Annotated in this window: 16 protein-coding genes; 7 read left to right on the forward strand and 9 right to left on the reverse strand. The window is 38.5% G+C overall.

Annotated elements, in window-relative coordinates; genetic code table 11:
* Window positions 1–137 precede the first annotated feature (137 nt).
* The 3 genes from IR083_RS02890 to IR083_RS02900 form a co-directional block, all read right to left on the reverse strand.
* On the reverse strand, window positions 138–1,784 hold the full coding sequence (locus tag IR083_RS02890; RefSeq protein ID WP_194223169.1) for an AMP-binding protein: 1,647 nt from the start codon (window positions 1,782–1,784) through the stop codon (window positions 138–140).
* A gap of 39 nt (window positions 1,785–1,823) precedes the next feature.
* Window positions 1,824–2,378 carry a helix-turn-helix domain-containing protein gene (locus IR083_RS02895; protein WP_194223170.1) on the reverse strand — a complete coding sequence of 185 codons (555 nt, stop codon included), beginning with the start codon at window positions 2,376–2,378 and terminating at the stop codon, window positions 1,824–1,826.
* Between the two features lie 126 nt (window positions 2,379–2,504).
* Window positions 2,505–3,455, reverse strand: a complete 951-nt coding sequence (locus tag IR083_RS02900) for an RluA family pseudouridine synthase (RefSeq protein ID WP_006797706.1) — start codon at window positions 3,453–3,455, stop codon at window positions 2,505–2,507.
* 216 nt (window positions 3,456–3,671) lie between these two features.
* Between IR083_RS02900 and fabD the strand changes: the two genes are divergently transcribed.
* From fabD to IR083_RS02935, 7 genes are all read left to right on the forward strand, one after another.
* Complete coding sequence (fabD, locus tag IR083_RS02905; protein ID WP_006797705.1) at window positions 3,672–4,553, forward strand: ACP S-malonyltransferase; 882 nt, start codon at window positions 3,672–3,674, stop codon at window positions 4,551–4,553.
* A gap of 193 nt (window positions 4,554–4,746) precedes the next feature.
* Entirely contained in the window at window positions 4,747–5,637 is an 891-nt protein-coding gene (gene rfbD / locus IR083_RS02910; RefSeq protein ID WP_194223257.1) for a dTDP-4-dehydrorhamnose reductase, read from the forward strand.
* Between the two features lie 36 nt (window positions 5,638–5,673).
* The gene (locus tag IR083_RS02915) at window positions 5,674–6,228 is read left to right on the forward strand and encodes a hypothetical protein (protein ID WP_006797703.1); all 555 of its coding nucleotides are present in this window, start codon (window positions 5,674–5,676) and stop codon (window positions 6,226–6,228) included.
* 243 nt (window positions 6,229–6,471) lie between these two features.
* A complete protein-coding gene (locus tag IR083_RS02920; protein ID WP_006797702.1) occupies window positions 6,472–8,052 on the forward strand; it encodes a peptide chain release factor 3 in 1,581 nt (526 codons plus the stop codon).
* A 43-nt stretch (window positions 8,053–8,095) separates the two neighbouring features.
* A complete protein-coding gene (locus IR083_RS02925) occupies window positions 8,096–8,851 on the forward strand; it encodes a lipopolysaccharide kinase InaA family protein (protein WP_044215298.1) in 756 nt (251 codons plus the stop codon).
* An 18-nt stretch (window positions 8,852–8,869) separates the two neighbouring features.
* On the forward strand, window positions 8,870–9,985 hold the full coding sequence (locus IR083_RS02930) for a glycosyltransferase family 4 protein (protein ID WP_006797700.1): 1,116 nt from the start codon (window positions 8,870–8,872) through the stop codon (window positions 9,983–9,985).
* Between the two features lie 17 nt (window positions 9,986–10,002).
* Entirely contained in the window at window positions 10,003–11,274 is a 1,272-nt protein-coding gene (locus tag IR083_RS02935; RefSeq protein WP_194223171.1) for a glycosyltransferase family 4 protein, read from the forward strand.
* A gap of 23 nt (window positions 11,275–11,297) precedes the next feature.
* Here the strand turns inward: IR083_RS02935 and IR083_RS02940 are convergent, their stop codons facing one another.
* The 6 genes from IR083_RS02940 to IR083_RS02965 all read right to left on the reverse strand — a co-directional run bounded on the left by IR083_RS02940 (window position 11,298) and on the right by IR083_RS02965 (window position 16,747).
* Window positions 11,298–12,116, reverse strand: a complete 819-nt coding sequence (locus IR083_RS02940; protein WP_194223172.1) for a glycosyltransferase family 2 protein — start codon at window positions 12,114–12,116, stop codon at window positions 11,298–11,300.
* Window positions 12,113–13,078 carry a glycosyltransferase family 2 protein gene (locus tag IR083_RS02945; protein ID WP_194223173.1) on the reverse strand — a complete coding sequence of 322 codons (966 nt, stop codon included), beginning with the start codon at window positions 13,076–13,078 and terminating at the stop codon, window positions 12,113–12,115. The genes IR083_RS02940 and IR083_RS02945 overlap by 4 nt, the downstream gene beginning before the upstream one ends.
* A 7-nt stretch (window positions 13,079–13,085) precedes the next feature.
* Window positions 13,086–14,174 carry a glycosyltransferase family 4 protein gene (locus tag IR083_RS02950; RefSeq protein WP_194223174.1) on the reverse strand — a complete coding sequence of 363 codons (1,089 nt, stop codon included), beginning with the start codon at window positions 14,172–14,174 and terminating at the stop codon, window positions 13,086–13,088.
* 15 nt (window positions 14,175–14,189) lie between these two features.
* Window positions 14,190–15,374 (reverse strand): glycosyltransferase, encoded by a 1,185-nt coding sequence (locus IR083_RS02955; protein ID WP_194223175.1) that lies wholly within the window; start codon window positions 15,372–15,374, stop codon window positions 14,190–14,192.
* Between the two features lie 87 nt (window positions 15,375–15,461).
* Entirely contained in the window at window positions 15,462–15,758 is a 297-nt protein-coding gene (locus IR083_RS02960; protein WP_194223176.1) for a hypothetical protein, read from the reverse strand.
* Window positions 15,755–16,747 (reverse strand): DUF4296 domain-containing protein, encoded by a 993-nt coding sequence (locus tag IR083_RS02965; protein WP_194223177.1) that lies wholly within the window; start codon window positions 16,745–16,747, stop codon window positions 15,755–15,757. The genes IR083_RS02960 and IR083_RS02965 overlap by 4 nt, the downstream gene beginning before the upstream one ends.
* Window position 16,748: the final 1 nt, after the last annotated feature.

Below are 16,748 nucleotides of genomic sequence, written 5' to 3' on the forward strand. Positions count from 1 at the left end.
TTTTATTCTTTACATATCATAATAAAATATAAAGAAATTAGCAAATTTGACAATTAGCATATTAGCATATTCAATACATAAATATTTAATCATTTACGGTATTTGCTAATTTCCGAATTAGCTAATATGCTAATTAATCATTGTTTCCTTATCTCTGCTCTTTTTATCTTTCCGCTGATCGTTTTCGGCAATTCGTCAACAAATTCGATAATGCGGGGATATTTATATGGAGCAGTAACCTGTTTTACATGGTTCTGAATCTCATGCTTTAGATGATCATCCGCTTTATCTTTATAATCCTGTGCCAGCACAATAGTAGCTTTTACTACCTGTCCTCTGACTTCGTCCGGCACACCCGTAATGGCGCACTCTACAACAGCAGGATGCGTCATCAAAGCGCTCTCTACTTCGAACGGTCCTATGCGATAACCAGAGCTTTTGATAACATCGTCGCTACGACCTACAAACCAGTAATATCCATCTTCGTCACGCCAGGCCATATCACCTGTATGGTAAACATCATCATAATACACCTGCCTGGTAAGAGCTTCGTCACGATAATACCCCATAAACAAGCCCAAAGGCCTCCATCTATCGGTTTTAATCACCACCTCTCCTACTTCACCATCTTCAACGGAACGTCCGTCTGCCGCGATCAGATCCATATCGTAAGCCGGATTGGGCACTCCCATCGCGCCGGGCTTCGGCTCCATCCACGGGAAAGTGATTATGGTAGGGGTAGTTTCCGTCTGTCCGAACGCTTCCATCATTTTAATACCTGCACCTTCGAGGAATGCATTGTATACCGAAGGGTTTAATGCTTCTCCTGCAGTAGTGGCATACCGAAGTGAAGACAGGTCGAAATGAGACAAATCTTCCCTTATCATAAATCTGAAAACGGTAGGCGGAGCGCAAAACGAAGTCACTTTATAATCCTGTATTATATGTAGCATGGCCTGCGGGGTAAACTTCTCATGGTCATATACCATCACGGCGGCACCTGCAATCCACTGTCCGTACAATTTTCCCCAAACAGCCTTAGCCCAACCGGTATCGGCTACCGTAAGATGCAGACTATTCTCGTTCAGATTATGCCAATATTTCGCTGTCACAATATGCCCGAGCGGATATATAAAGTTATGGATTACCATTTTCGGTTCACCGGTCGTACCCGAAGTAAAATATAATAAAGAGATATCTTCATTCGCATTCACATACTCAGGTCTTACAAATGGCGTTGCATCTCTTAAGCCCTTATGAAAATCCAGCCAGCCGGCCGGTATGTTTTCACCGCAGGCAATCCGGAATTTTACTGTCGGAGAATTAGCCATTGCATCATTTACATGCTGAACAACCACATCATCATCCACTGCTATGATCGCCTTTATATCGGCGGCATTATTACGGTAGACAAAATCCTTTTTCGTCAGCAGATGCGTAGCCGGAATAGCTACTGCTCCTATTTTGTGAAGGGCAATAACAGCAAACCAGAATTCGTAACGACGTTTCAACACGAGCATTACCATATCTCCTTTGCCAATACCCAGCGATTGAAAATAGGACGCGGCACAATCACTTTGTTTTTTTATATCCGCAAATGTAAAATCTATATGCTCCCCCTGGTCATTCACCCAGCAGATAGCCCTTTTGGTGGGATCTATCTTTGCCCACTCATCAACGACATCATATCCGAAATTGAAATTCTCAGGTATCTGAACATGGTAATTCTCTGCAAAATCCTGAGTTGAAGCAAAATGAGTTTGTTTTAAAAATCGTTCTAACATGAGCGTGTTAGTTATATTAGGTTATGTATATAAAGATATCTATAGAACAACAACTATAAATCTGACTTTCTTTCCATCAAGAGCTTTCATCCCGTGTGGCAGGCTGGAGTCGAAATAAATACTGTCCCCTTCTTCCATTATCAGGTCTTTTCCATTTATCTGCAAAAGCATACGGCCTTCCAGCACCATATTAAATTCTTGTCCGGTATGTATGCTATGATGAATTTCTACGTCATCAGCTTTAGGCTCTACTGTTACTTCAAAAACTTCAGCTTTTCGGTTATTAAATCCTCCGGCCAGTGTCTGGTAGTTATAAGCCTCCACCCTATTCACTGCCAGCCCTTTTCCCTTACGTGTAAGAAAATAGCTACTCATCCGGGGTTCGTCGGCAAACATCAACACCGACACATCTACATTATGGGCAGACGCGATACCTTTCAGCACACTGATGGTTAAGTCTTTTTCACCCGACTCGTATTTGACATACTCTTCTAAAGGAATATTACAAGAAGCGGCAAATTGCTCCTGTGTCATATCCAAAGCCTCACGCAAACCTTTGAGACGTTGACCTATTTCTTTAATATCTATATTCATAAAACTTTTAAGGTCGCAGACCTGTTTATTGCTTCAACAAGTAAAACAGTCAAAGCATGTTACAATTAAAAATACACCATATAAATCCTTTCAGTTATCCACTTTAAGGTTAGAAGAATTCAAAACTTATTGTTCTTTAGTATCAGATTCGGCAGATGACTCTCTCTTTGGCTGAACAGTCACCAATTGCAGCATTGCTTTTGGTACCGGGCTTTTAAATTCCAAGACCTCTCCTGTAACCGGATGCTTCAGCACCAGTTCGCGTACATGAAGGGCAATACGTTTAATCGGATTATTCGATGCACCATATTTTTTATCTCCCACGACAGAATGACCGATTGTCTGCATCTGGATACGCAATTGGTTTTTGCGTTTGGTTTCGAGATCGAAGTCAAGTAGCGAATAGCGTCCTGTCGACTTGATTACTTTATAATGTGTAACCGATTTCAATCCGCCATTATCGTAGGGAGACGACATCATTACATAATTCTTATTTTCGGTAAGCCACGAAATAACTGTACCTTCTTCCTGTTCCGGCCTTCCGTCTACAACCGCAGTATAAATATATTCCTTTACAAGGTTATTCCAGTTTTTTTGAAATATCTCTTGTAGCTCGGCGTTTCTGGCAAACACCATCAACCCCGAAGCCTCCCTATCGAGTCGATGAAGGACAAATACCCTGTCGGTCTTATTCCTGCTTTTTTTCTTCACATATTCGTTCAGTGCCCCGTAAACGGTACGTAATTTCTCTTTATCAGTGGATACGGACAGAAATCCTGCTTCTTTATCTATAACGATGATCTCATCATCTTCAAATACAATTTTCAGGCCTTTCAGCTTCTTTTCTTTTCGCGATTGATCAAACTTCATTACTGAAACTTTATCTCCGGCCTTAAGTTCATGGTCGAATTGGGTGACAAGTTTGCCATTTACCTTTATTTGCTTGTGTGCCAGCAGTGATTTTATAGCATTACGACTCTTACGGACTTGCTGGTCTATCAGAAACTCCAGCAATTCGCATGGTTGCGACGCTTTCAGTTCTTGCAGCGGAATATCTCTTCTTGAAGTATTTCTCATTTAGTAATAAAATGTATATATGAGGCAAAGGTAAGTGTTTTATAATTTTTTAATAGCTTTAATGTGTATTAAATAATAATAAAATTAAATCATTGTAATGGGATAGTTTAATCCCGTACTTTTTTATTTTAATCTATTTTACCAAATCATATTCTATTTTTTACTAATTTTGCAGGCTGAAATTTAACCGCTTATTCTAACTATTAAATATTGAAAATGAAAGCATTTGTATTTCCGGGGCAAGGAGCTCAATTTGTAGGAATGGGTAAAGATTTGTACGAAACATCTCCAGTTGCTAAAGAAATGTTTGAAAAAGCAAACGAAATACTGGGATTCCGTATCACAGATCTGATGTTTGCAGGCACAGACGAAGATCTTCGTCAGACAAAAGTGACCCAGCCGGCCATCTTCCTTCATTCTGTAATATTAGCTAAAACAATGGGGGCTGATTTTGCACCCGATATGGTTGCAGGGCACTCCTTAGGCGAATTCTCCGCATTGGTTTCTGCGAACGCATTATCATTTGAAGATGGGTTGAAACTCGTATATAAACGTGCGCTTGCTATGCAGAAAGCATGTGAGCTGAACCCTTCAACAATGGCTGCCGTATTGGGATTACCCGATGCTAAAGTTGAAGAAATATGTGCATCCATTACCGATGAGGTAGTGGTACCGGCAAACTATAACTGCCCGGGACAAATCGTTATATCCGGCTCAAATGCAGGTATAGAAAAAGCATGCGAATTATTGCTTGCGGCAGGTGCGAAACGTGCATTGAAGCTAAAAGTAGGTGGAGCATTCCATTCTCCGCTAATGGAACCGGCTAAAGTAGAATTGTCGGAAGCTATCGATACTACTACAATAAGCAAACCATCATGTCCGGTATATCAGAATGTATCTACCACAGGTGAAACTGATCCGGCTACAATCAAAGCAAATCTTATAGCCCAACTTACTGCTCCTGTAAAATGGACTCAGTCTGTAGAGCATATGGTAGCCGACGGAGCAACAGAATTTATCGAACTAGGACCGGGCAATGTACTGCAAGGACTAGTGAAGAAAATCGCTTCGGATGTAGCAACCAGCGGCAAACAATAAGCGCACAAAAAGTGAAAAGTGAAGAATGAAAAACGAAAAACAGAGCATATTTTACACTTCCGTCTCCGTTGATTTTCAATCCATTTTTAGTTCTTCACTTTTCACTTATAACTCATAATTGAGATAAAGTATGGCATTCTTTTCAGGAAATAAGCAAGCTGATGACCAGGATGAAACTGCGAAGAACATTTTCATGTTTGAATTGGTGCAGAAAAATATCCTTATAACAGGAGCGAACGGACAATTAGGAAATGAAATCAGGCGCATAGCCTCTTTCCATGAAAACAATTTCCAATTCTTTTTTACAGATGTCGCAGAACTAGACATTACTGACCAGCAAGCCATTGAAGACTTTATTAGAGAAAACAATATAAAGTATATCGTCAATTGTGCGGCCTACACAGCTGTAGATAAAGCCGAAGACGACGTTGCATTATGTTATAGGATCAATCGGGATGCAGTAGCGAATCTGGGAGCCGCCGCCACAAATAACGGCTCTAAAATAATCCACATATCTACCGATTATGTATACGACGGTACTACTTCAAGACCTTATACAGAAACGGATGAAGTGAATCCGCAATCGGTATACGGAAAATCGAAACAAGAAGGAGAAGCAGCCCTGATAAAAGCATGCCCTGACAGTATTATCATCCGTACAGCATGGTTGTATTCCATATTTGGAAACAACTTTGTAAAAACGATGATGAAATACGGAAAAGAACGGGATACACTCAATGTAGTTGCCGACCAAACCGGAACACCAACGAATGCTGCCGATCTGGCCAATGCAATCATAAAAATACTGGACTATAGCGAGGCCAATAGCTTCACGCCCGGTATCTATCACTACTCCAATGAGGGTATTACTACCTGGTATGATTTTACATTAGCCATACACAAACATGCCGGAATAATAAACTGCACGGTAAATCCAATTACCACAGATCAATACCCGACTAAAGCGACAAGGCCAAAATACAGTGTACTGGATAAAACGAAGATTAAAACCACATTCAAGATTACGATTCCCGAATGGGAAAAGAGTTTAAACATTTGCATCAAAGAATTGTTATCTATATAGGATAATAATTCACATTACACATCTACCATAACCAAAATGAAAAAGATTTATCTTTTTGGACTTATATTTACGGTTATATCTGTTTCTTGTCAGAAAAAGCAAATAAACTTATACGAAACACAACTTAACCCACTAAAGGTCGATTTGGCCGATATCTCTTTAAACAGCAGTTCCAGTACTATCGATTTAACCAAGATACAAAGGCTTACACCAGAACAATACTCCAGCCTGCAACTTGAAAAAGTAAAGGGATTGGAAGGATACGAGCTCAGCGACCTCTGTCTCGGACAAATTCTACTGGAGAATAAAAACGGAAAAATCCTTACCATACAAGTAGTGACGGACGGTGAAATCACAGAATACCTCCTTAGTTATGACAAAAACGGCAATATGATAGACAATCTGATAGTCGCCTATGAAGATATGGTCGAATATTACAGTGAAGTATCGTCTAAAATAAAATCGAATGAGATAATCGTTCAAACCATTAATTACACCTATGATGAGATTAACAGCGATTCGGGAGGCACGGCCGATACTGCAATAACAAAATATCAGATAAGCCCCGAATTTAAGTTTATCTCCAATTAGAACATACAACCGGGCTTGGAGGCTATATGTCCGGCCGGAAATAACACAGCTGAAATTATTGCTAAATAAATAACTCCAAAGCGAAGATAACAGACCATTGTCTTCGCTTTTTTTATTACTTTTGCACCTTATAAGTCAGAAGAAAATATTTATTGCATAAATAAAACATACCGTATATTCGTTATTATGTTTTAGTGGCAGCAAACAGATCTGAGACCTTGATATTATTAAGTAAAGTAATCGATGAGCGAACTGGAAAAAGAAATTCATAAAAGACGAACATTTGCTATTATCAGTCACCCCGATGCAGGAAAGACTACCCTTACCGAAAAATTATTATTATTCGGGGGTGCCATCCATGTAGCGGGTGCTGTAAAATCAAACAAAATAAAGAAAACCGCCACTTCGGACTGGATGGAAATAGAGAAACAGCGTGGTATTTCTGTTGCTACATCCGTTATGGGATTCGAATACGACGGTTATAAAATAAACATCCTGGATACTCCCGGCCACCAGGATTTTGCAGAAGATACTTATCGTACACTCACTGCGGTTGACAGTGTTATTATTGTAGTAGACTCCGCCAAAGGTGTGGAAGCACAGACCCGCAAGCTGATGGAAGTCTGCCGGATGCGCCATACTCCGGTGATGATATTTGTAAACAAGATGGACCGCGAAGGACGCGACCCTTTCGAACTGCTCGATGAGCTGGAAGAGGAACTAAAAATCGGAGTACGCCCCCTAAGCTGGCCAATAGACAGTGGGCAACGATTCAAAGGTGTTTACAATATCTATCAGGAAAAATTAGACCTGTATACACCCAGCAAGCAAACAGTGACCGAATCGATCGGGTTCAAAGACATAAACAGCCCTGATCTGGAAAAGCATATCGGAGGCCCGCTTGCCGCTAAGCTGAGAGAAGATATAGAACTAATAGACGGGGTATACCCGGAGCTGGATATAAATACATACCTGAAAGGTCAGATAGCTCCCGTATTCTTTGGTTCGGCTTTGAATAATTTCGGAGTAAAAGAATTACTGGATTGCTTTGTAAAAATAGCACCGTCTCCACGCCCGGTAGAAGCCATTGAGCGTGAAGTAAACCCCGAAGAGAATTCTTTCAGCGGATTCATATTTAAGATACATGCAAACATGGACCCTAATCACCGGTCGTGTATTGCATTCGTAAAAATCTGCTCCGGCAAATTTGAACGGAATGTAAACTATAAGCATATCCGGCTGAACAGGCAACTGAAATTCTCCTCTCCTACCGCCTTCATGGCTCAGAAAAAAGAAACTGTAGACGAAGCATATGCAGGTGATATTATAGGACTTCCCGATACCGGTAATTTCAAAATCGGCGACACTCTCACCTCAGGCGAAGACCTGCATTTCAAAGGATTGCCAAGCTTCTCCCCTGAAATGTTTAAGTACATTGAGAATGCCGATCCAATGAAGTCGAAACAATTGCAAAAAGGTATAGACCAGTTAATGGACGAAGGTGTTGCCCAGTTATTTACTAACCAGTTTAACGGGCGTAAGATTATAGGTACAGTAGGGCAACTTCAGTTTGAAGTTATTCAATACCGCCTGTTGCATGAATACGGAGCCCAGTGTCGCTGGGAATCCCTCAATTTATATAAAGCATGTTGGATAGAAAGTGAAAACAAGCAGCAATTAGATGATTTTAAAAAACGCAAAGCGCAATACATGGCTGTAGATAAAGAAGGACGGGACGTATTCCTGGCCGACTCTAACTATGTGCTAATGATGGCTCAGCAAGACTTTAAGGACATCAAATTCCATTTCACATCGGAATTTTAAGAATAAACGGATATGCAACCTCACTTTCTTTTATTTAAAAGATATGACAAAAATAAAAATGGTTATAAATGCAGAGTACAGGCAATTAGAAGACTTCATAGAAGGCCTTCCTCTTGCATTCCTGCAATCCGGAGAAGTTATTTATTCGGGTCGTAATATAATCAAGACCTTTGATGTAGAAGGGGTGAAACTGAATGTAAAGTCTTTCAAAAAGCCGTTGTTTATAAATCAGATAGCATATTCGACTATCAGGCAATCGAAGGCAAAGCGCTCATACTTATACGCATTTATGCTAAAAAAAAGAGGTTTTCACACACCCGACCCGATATCTTATATGGAACTCAAACAATATAATCTGCTAAAATACAGTTTATATATATCAGTACACGAAGAGTTTGATGGAATGATGCGTGAATTGCAACATGGACAAATAAAAGGAAGAGAAGAATTATTGACTCAATTTGCTTTATATACAGCCCGTTTACATGAAAAGCAGGTATTACATTTAGATTATTCTTCCGGAAATATCCTCTATAAAAGAGATGGAAATGCCTATACTTTCTATTTAGTGGACCTGAACAGAATGAAATTTGATAAACCAATAAATCTCGATACCGCCTGCTTTAATTTCAGACGCCTATGGGGAAGTGATGAAATGATAAGCTTCATAGTAAAAGAATACGCCAAAGCCCGGAACTTTGATGAAGCAACCTGCTTAAGGAAAACATTTGAATATCGTAAAAAATTTTGGGATACCTATACCAGACAGCATCCCGAGACAATACCATACCTTGGTTAATAATAAATGCCTGATATTATGAGAATTGGATTTGATGCCAAACGAGCAGTTTCTAATTTTACCGGATTAGGGAATTACAGCAGATTTGTAATCTCCAATCTGATGGAATATTACCCCAACAATATTTATAAACTTTTCATCCCCAAACTCCATGATGAGAGTAAGATTAATGATACACATCAAGATGAAACTGTTTATTCATTAAAACATACCCATAAACCATTCTGGCGTACGATGGGAATTGTTAAAGATATTAAGAGAGAACATATTGATATATATCATGGCCTAAGTAATGAGTTGCCGTTCAGAATAAACAGAACCGGAGTAAAAAGCATTGTTACAATACATGATCTTATATTTCTGAGATACCCCGAATTCTATTCTTTGGTCGACAGGACAATTTACAATGTCAAAGCTAAATATGCATGTAAGGTGGCAGATAAGGTCATAGCTGTCAGCGAATGCACTAAAAGAGATATTATCAAATTCTATGATATAGAGCCTTCAAAAATAGAAGTAGTTTATCAGGGTTGCTTCCCTGTCTTCAGAGAACAGGCAGATGATATGAAGAAAAAAGAGGTAAAAGTTAAATATAATCTTCCCCCTGAGTTTCTTCTGTCCATCGGCAGTATAGAGGAACGCAAAAATATCCTGCTGATAGTAAAGGCGCTGAAAGAGATACCCGATATTCATTTTATAGCTATAGGTAAGCAAAAAGAATACGCTCAAACCGTATTAAACTATGCGGCGGAGCATGGGGTATCGGACCGTGTACACCTTATCAGCAATGTACCATTGACTGACCTGCCGGCAATATTGCAATCTGCCCGTATATTTATATATCCGTCTTTATACGAAGGATTTGGAATACCAATTATAGAAGCTCAAAGTTCAGGTGTACCTGTAATTGGAGCGACCGGCTCATGCCTTGAAGAGTCCGGTGGCCCACATTCGGTATATGTAGATCCTTGTAATGAGAATGAGCTTGCATATCAGATCAAAAGATTACTCAATGATGAGGATGCATGTAAACAAATGGTAACAGATGGATTGGAATATGTGAAAAGATTCTCTGATAAGAATTGTACTACCGCATTGATGAAGGTTTACCAAAGTCTATACACCCAGATTTAATAAAGCAGATAACCGGAATGGAAACAAGAAAGTTAAAAGTTGCTATTGTAATCTCCCGGTACGGTAAAGAAATAAATGGTGGAGCCGAATTACATGCCCGCTATCTCGCAGAGCACTTGAATGAGAGATTTGACGTAACGGTACTCACATCCTGCGAAAACGATGACAGCCGAAGAAACAACACCTATTACCCTAAAGGTGAGGATATAATCAATGGAACAAAAATTTCAAGGTTTGAATCTGAACCGAGAGACAGAACGAATGAAAATAAATGGCTTCGTTATCTGGATAAAAACAGTATCTACAAAAAAGCCAGATTCACATTGTCCAATTTTCTCAAACTCACTATAAAGAAGATCAAGTACAGAGATAAGGATATTGATAAGATATTTGATAATTGGGTCGGACTACAAGGGGCTTACAGCCCGGTCTTAGTAGATTATATAGCGGAAAATAAAGATAGGTACGATGTTTTCATCTTTTTCCTCTATTACCAATATACGACCTATGCCGGAATCGGAAACGTCACGAAAAAGAGTATTCTTATTCCGATCGCACATGATGATACCTATCTCCATTTAAGAGGCTTTGACAAAACATTCTCCTCTCCGGCGTTCATTATGTACAATTCCGTATCAGAAAAAGATTGGGTAGAAGCCGCACATCCTCTTGCAAAGAAAATAAAATCAGATATTGCAGGTGTAGGACGGGATAAGCCCGAGCCTGGATCCTTAACTCGCGAAGAACAACCTGGCAGCGATTATCCTTATTTTGTATATATCGGACGAATACATGAGACCAAGGGATGTAAAACACTAATAGAATATTTCAACCATTTCAAACAGAAGTATAGTAATGATGTAAGGCTCATTCTTATTGGTAAAAACTTTATGGACGAGATAGAGACATCAGAAGATATCATATATACAGGTTTCATCAGCGAGCAGGAGAAATCATCCTATCTGAAAAACAGTACGGGACTTATTATCCCATCTCCGTATGAAAGCCTTTCCATGGTGACTCTGGAAGCTATGATTATGGGTAAACCCGTATTAGCTAACGGTGATTGTGATGTACTAAAAAAACATATCGAACTCAGTCATGCCGGTTATGTCTATTATAACAAAGAAGAATTTGCCACGGCACTGGATAGATTATTAAATCTGACAGATAAGGAAAAAGAAATAATGGCTAACAATGGTATTTCATATGTAGAGGCTAACTACGAATGGAATAGCATACTCGACAAATTCTCGAAAGCAATCAGAGGAATTAATGAAGGATTATAAGTCGCTTGCTTAATTATTCATTCTTAATTCTTAATTAAAATATACTTGTCCAATCCGTTTTTACAATAAGTACTTCCTTCTTTCACAGCATCCCTGAAAATATCGGCGTTTATCGTTTCCCGGTCATGACTGCTAAGAGGATGATAGATATGATAAACAATTCCGTAAAATTTGAGGTACTGTTTCCTTATTCCGGAATTTATAAGCCGGGCAGCGATTTCATTATCTTCATACCCCCATCCTGTCATATCTTCATTATAACCATTCACAGCCAGTAGATCTTTCTTCCAGAATGCCATATTACATCCTTTCATATAATGAGGACTGTCTTTTTTATATCTGAAACGGAAATAGTTTGCCAACAGAGAAGACCGGCAGGCATTTAGTCTATTTCTCAGACCTTTGGTAAAAGGACTGATCGCAACAGATTTCCCGTGCAACAAATCCACACTTAATTCCCGCGTCATCATAATGCGGCTACCTGTGGCAAAGCATCTTTCCTGTGCCATTGTCAGGTGATCTTCGATAAAATGCTTATTCAATATCACATCGCCATCAATCTGAATAATATAATCTCCTGTTGCTTTTACAATTGCCTTATTCCGTATAACAGTAAGCCTGAAACCGATATCTTCGTGCCAGACATGAACAACAGGACAAGGGAAATTATTCCTTTTCACTTGTATATAAGTTGCTGTATCTTCTTTAGAACCATCATCAGCAATTACTACTTCATCCGGTAAAATGGTCTGCGAAGCAATACTGGACAAACACAGATCTAAGGCATCAGGCCAATTATATGTGGCAATTATAAGAGATACTTTTGGTTTATTATTCTTCATAGATACCTGTTTCTTCTTATATTCAATGATGAAAAATTTAATAACTTATCCAGTCCGTAAAGAAAAATAGAAAATCTTCCACAATTGAGATAGTTTTCAACTTCTTTCACCACTGCTTTTTTTACTTCTACTGTTTTAAAGTCCTTCGATGCGATAATGCGTTTTAAAAACCGCCCTTTGATGATAGAACTTTGCAGAGGGCTTAGGTGTAAATTATGTGAGAGATCTTCAACAATATATTTGCCTTCAGTAAAAATCAATCCCTCCGATTTGGCTCTCGGTGTGGCCTTATTAGAGTGTTGTCTGAAATAATTAAGTTTATCACAGTACCTGATTACTTCACCTTGAAGACATACACGATTCCAGAAAAACCAGTCGCCACAATACCTGTACTCTGCATACTGATTTCCAATCTTATCCAAGACAGACTTTCTGAAAAGTGTCATACTGGCATTGTAAATACTGTTATTAAATAGCATCCGCCCTTCAACGAAGGCTCTTCCTTCAAATTTATTTACAGTATATCTTTCTTCTTTATTCCTGTCCCAATCGTCAGATAATATATTGCCGTTCTCATCCACTGCATAGGAGCAACAAAAAGCAACATTACAATCAGAGTTAGACTCCAATAAAGGAACCATCTTCTCCAAAAAGGTAAGTTCGGAATAATCATCACTTTCCGCTATCCAGATATATTTCCCACGAGCCAAAGAGAAACCTTTCTGCCATTGAGCAAAGGTAGAGCCTGTGTTTATCTTATTATATACAGTATGAGATACCTTATCGTTAGCTATATACTCATCAATGATACTACGACTATTGTCGGTAGAACAATCATCGAGTATAATCAGTTCAAAATCCCGGTAAGTCTGATTCAGGACACTTTCTATCCGTTGCCGGATATATTTTCCATGATTATATCCCGGAATGATGACGCTGACTATAGGTTTACCACCCTCCATTAATATTTTATTTGAGGTTCATCGTATTTATAAAAAGGGCTTCCATTTGATCTACAGAACACTCCCAATCATATTTTTTAATCGATTGGTATGCTCGCTTTGCCAATTGAATTCTCTCCTTTGGATTATCTATCAAATAGCTTATTTTATCCACAAGGGCATCTACATCTTCGGGTTTTACCAACAATGCATTTTCACCGTCAACCATATATGTAAGATGAGCCGGAATATCAGTACATACGCATGCGCAGCCACATGCCATTGCCTCCATAGGAGGCAAATGCCATCCTTCGGTTATACTTGTCGCTACATATATGGCAGCTTCATTATATAAAGGGATAATATCTTTTCTATCATAATAATATGTCACCCAATCGGGGATATACTCCGGCTTCTTTTCAGAGCTGAACATGATAACTTTCAAATCCGGATACTTTTTATTCAGCTCTACGAATGCAGCCACCCCATATTGGCACGCCTTATACTTCAGGCTTAGATATCTCATTATAATAGTTTTACTATTCCTGTTTTCAATAGGATTGGTTAATTCGTAGATACTCAGGTCTAAGGCGTTAGGAATGATCTCAACCTGATATTTGGCATAAGGAGAGACAATATCAAACAAATATGGTGAAATAACAATTTGAATCAACGGCAATTTGTATGAATCATGAACAAAATCTTCTGGTTCGGAAGTCATTATTGTTTCATATCCCTGAATAAAATTAAATTTAACCCCTTTAGACTGATTCAATTCAGATATATGATGCGCTGTTGCCCACCAAGTAGAAATACAAATATCTGCATCACGGATATAATCATCAGAGACATAAGGGATCATCTTACATTCTATATTATCCGGCAAATCGAACCATCTGGGACGCTCCCGGCCTTTCAGGCTTTTTACAAAACACTTATATTTTAATGAAAATCTTGATTTATCATAGTCTTTCCCATAGTTTGTTTTTATACTATTATATATAACAATATCATGTCCACGGACAGATAGTCGTTTAGCATATTCATACATCACTTTCAAGCCACCACCCGCACGCGATCCAAAATAAGGAATAACAATGTTAATCCGAAGTTTCATATACTACTTTTTCAATTAGTTAATATTTATCCCGAATATTTCATCCAATTGTTTATAACGAACTTCGGGATTGAAATAAGCCTTATATAAATCGTATCCCTGTTCGCTCTTTTTATCGTACAATTCGTGATTTTCTAATAACTCAACTATGTTCGATGCAAACTGATTTGCATCATCACTCACCAGGCACCCATTGTTTATCTTGTTTGGTAAACCGTCTATTCCCCTCAAAGTACATACGACGGGCAAGGCAAATGACATGGCTTCTATTACTTTTAGCTTTATGCCTGTACCTCCAAGCATGGGACAGATAGCGATTTTCGAATTGGCATAAGCCTCGGCCAGATTCTCTACAAATGGTATTTTGGTTATATTCGGATAGTTTTCGGGTATAAGATCGTTTATTTTACCTATTATAGATATTTTCAAACTTTTGGGCAATAGGGGATATACTTCAGACAAAAACCATTTAACCGACATCTTATTCCAATCGTTATCGCTGGCTACATAGATAATATCATTATTCTTTTCCATTCCCTTAGTTAGATCAAATGTATCGATATTAGATAAGGGCATGTTGGGTACTAGTCGGACTTTATTGTTCAGAAGATGATTATATACATATAATTCATCTACGGACACGGACCAAACCTCATCGAACCTATTCAACCGCTTCATTTCTTCTTCAAAAATACGGCCAAGCCTTTTTTTCTGTATGTTATATTCCTGCATTGCCACCAAATCATGGGTATCTACGATAGTATATGCACCTTTCAATAAATCCTTCTGCCTGATAAATTCCGCCCACCACGAATAATTTATCAATATATAATCATACTTATTCTCTTTCAATATTTTGTTGAACTGTTTACACAAGTAATGTGAAGAAAAATTTCTCAATGCAACATTATCTATTCCATGAAACTTATTGGCTAAATAATTAGGTATTTTGTACAAAATTCTACGCACAAAATGCTTGCGTAATGGCTTTCTATTCAATATAAAAACTCGTTCAACCAAGCCTTTCTGCATTATTTTCTTGTCATCGGGATCTTCCCACGGAACAAATCCTTTCAAACCGCAATAATCGACTTTCATACCACGGTGCTTGAAGTATTTTAGCATAGATAAAATCCGTGTCATGTTTCCGGCATTCTGTTCCAATGACAGAATAGGCATGAAGTATAAAATCCTTTTCATTAAATGTTATTTGAATTGAACTGTAAAGGTAGTAAATAATACGAATATTTTCCCGGTCATGTAAGACTCAGTCTCTCCTAAAAACCATCACACATCTTCTTCGTGGTATAAGTTATAGGGTGCATCCGAATGGGTATTAGTTTTGCCCGAATAGTTTACAGCAGTTATTATAACAGATTTTGCGTCTGAGATAATGCTATCTGTTCTATAAGAGGTATTTTCCGGAATAAAAATGAGTAATCCTGAGTAAAATTCAGTTCTTTCTATTTCCCTGTCGAAAGGAAAAAAGCTGATCTGCTTCATATCGTCACTGACCTCTACAATATGATTTCGAAGATAAATATCCGGATAGATGAATGTGTAGTGGGAAAAATAACGTTTCATTTAATTCTCTCTTCTTTTTTCGAAGAGTTGAGGTCTCTTCCTCTATTTACTGACGGAGTTCGGTTCACCTTATCTCTCGATACAACAGGTAAATTATCTATTTTCCTGTCATTATTCCGAGAATTGGTTACAGGCGGCGGTGTCACCATTTTATCATTCGATAGGTCAGGTTTTATTTGAGTATCTGTAGCCGTAGTGATTTCCGGCTTATCCACAGGCTGGGCTAAAGGAGTGGTATTCGATGTTTCTTCCGATGCAGGCTTAATATCAGCTATTGAATCTATATATGAAATGTTGTATAATATAACATCGGACGATATACCTTTTATCTTATTCTTCACATGTACATAACCGGATATATTTTTCAACAGGCTATCAGCCAATTGCGGTTTAGCAAATATATAACGTCTGTTCTCTGCTATAGGTATGATTGTTTTCACCAACGTATCTTTATATGTAAAGAAAACGGCTGCTTCTGCACTTTGCAATGAACTCACACCCTGCACATCAAATCTTAAAGAGAACTTAGGCAAATCAATTGTTTTTATCTTATTCGAATCTATATCGAATGACATTGTAGGCGTTTGCTCATTCAGATAAGAAAGAGGAGGTACCAGATAGTTAGAATAACTACGGCCCAAAGCATTCGACCGGGCCGATGTCATTACATTGCTTGCCGCCCTCAAACGCGAAGCAACTGAGTCGTTAATCGTATTATATATTTCTATATTATCCGAATACCATAGCAAAGAGGAATCGAGCTCTGCCTGTGTAATATTATGTTTTTGAAGTATTCCGTTCAATAAAGCATCTTTCTTCTCATCATTGCTGAAATCCGAACCGCTCCGATATATGGCCTGAGCCAGTTGTATATCATAAAGAACATCTGTCATTTTATCCTCATGCATGACATAACGAGGCCTCCTCCCGCACGAGCTGAGAAGTACCACTATAGCCAGAATGAAATAAATGACTGTACGTTGTTGCATA

The sequence above is a fragment of the Dysgonomonas sp. GY75 genome (assembly GCF_015234155.1).
Taxonomy (GTDB): Bacteria; Bacteroidota; Bacteroidia; order Bacteroidales; family Dysgonomonadaceae; genus Dysgonomonas; species Dysgonomonas gadei.

Coding starts and splice junctions, on each gene's coding strand:
- IR083_RS02920 (WP_006797702.1), top strand. CDS start 6,472: ATGAGCGAACTGGAAAAAGAAATTCATAAAAGACGAACATTTGCTATT.
- IR083_RS02890 (WP_194223169.1), bottom strand. CDS start 1,784: ATGTTAGAACGATTTTTAAAACAAACTCATTTTGCTTCAACTCAGGAT.
- IR083_RS02940 (WP_194223172.1), bottom strand. CDS start 12,116: ATGAAGAATAATAAACCAAAAGTATCTCTTATAATTGCCACATATAAT.
- IR083_RS02900 (WP_006797706.1), bottom strand. CDS start 3,455: ATGAGAAATACTTCAAGAAGAGATATTCCGCTGCAAGAACTGAAAGCG.
- IR083_RS02965 (WP_194223177.1), bottom strand. CDS start 16,747: ATGCAACAACGTACAGTCATTTATTTCATTCTGGCTATAGTGGTACTT.
- IR083_RS02915 (WP_006797703.1), top strand. CDS start 5,674: ATGAAAAAGATTTATCTTTTTGGACTTATATTTACGGTTATATCTGTT.
- IR083_RS02955 (WP_194223175.1), bottom strand. CDS start 15,374: ATGAAAAGGATTTTATACTTCATGCCTATTCTGTCATTGGAACAGAAT.
- IR083_RS02935 (WP_194223171.1), top strand. CDS start 10,003: ATGGAAACAAGAAAGTTAAAAGTTGCTATTGTAATCTCCCGGTACGGT.
- IR083_RS02960 (WP_194223176.1), bottom strand. CDS start 15,758: ATGAAACGTTATTTTTCCCACTACACATTCATCTATCCGGATATTTAT.
- IR083_RS02945 (WP_194223173.1), bottom strand. CDS start 13,078: ATGGAGGGTGGTAAACCTATAGTCAGCGTCATCATTCCGGGATATAAT.
- IR083_RS02950 (WP_194223174.1), bottom strand. CDS start 14,174: ATGAAACTTCGGATTAACATTGTTATTCCTTATTTTGGATCGCGTGCG.
- IR083_RS02930 (WP_006797700.1), top strand. CDS start 8,870: ATGAGAATTGGATTTGATGCCAAACGAGCAGTTTCTAATTTTACCGGA.
- fabD (WP_006797705.1), top strand. CDS start 3,672: ATGAAAGCATTTGTATTTCCGGGGCAAGGAGCTCAATTTGTAGGAATG.
- rfbD (WP_194223257.1), top strand. CDS start 4,747: ATGTTTGAATTGGTGCAGAAAAATATCCTTATAACAGGAGCGAACGGA.
- IR083_RS02925 (WP_044215298.1), top strand. CDS start 8,096: ATGACAAAAATAAAAATGGTTATAAATGCAGAGTACAGGCAATTAGAA.
- IR083_RS02895 (WP_194223170.1), bottom strand. CDS start 2,378: ATGAATATAGATATTAAAGAAATAGGTCAACGTCTCAAAGGTTTGCGT.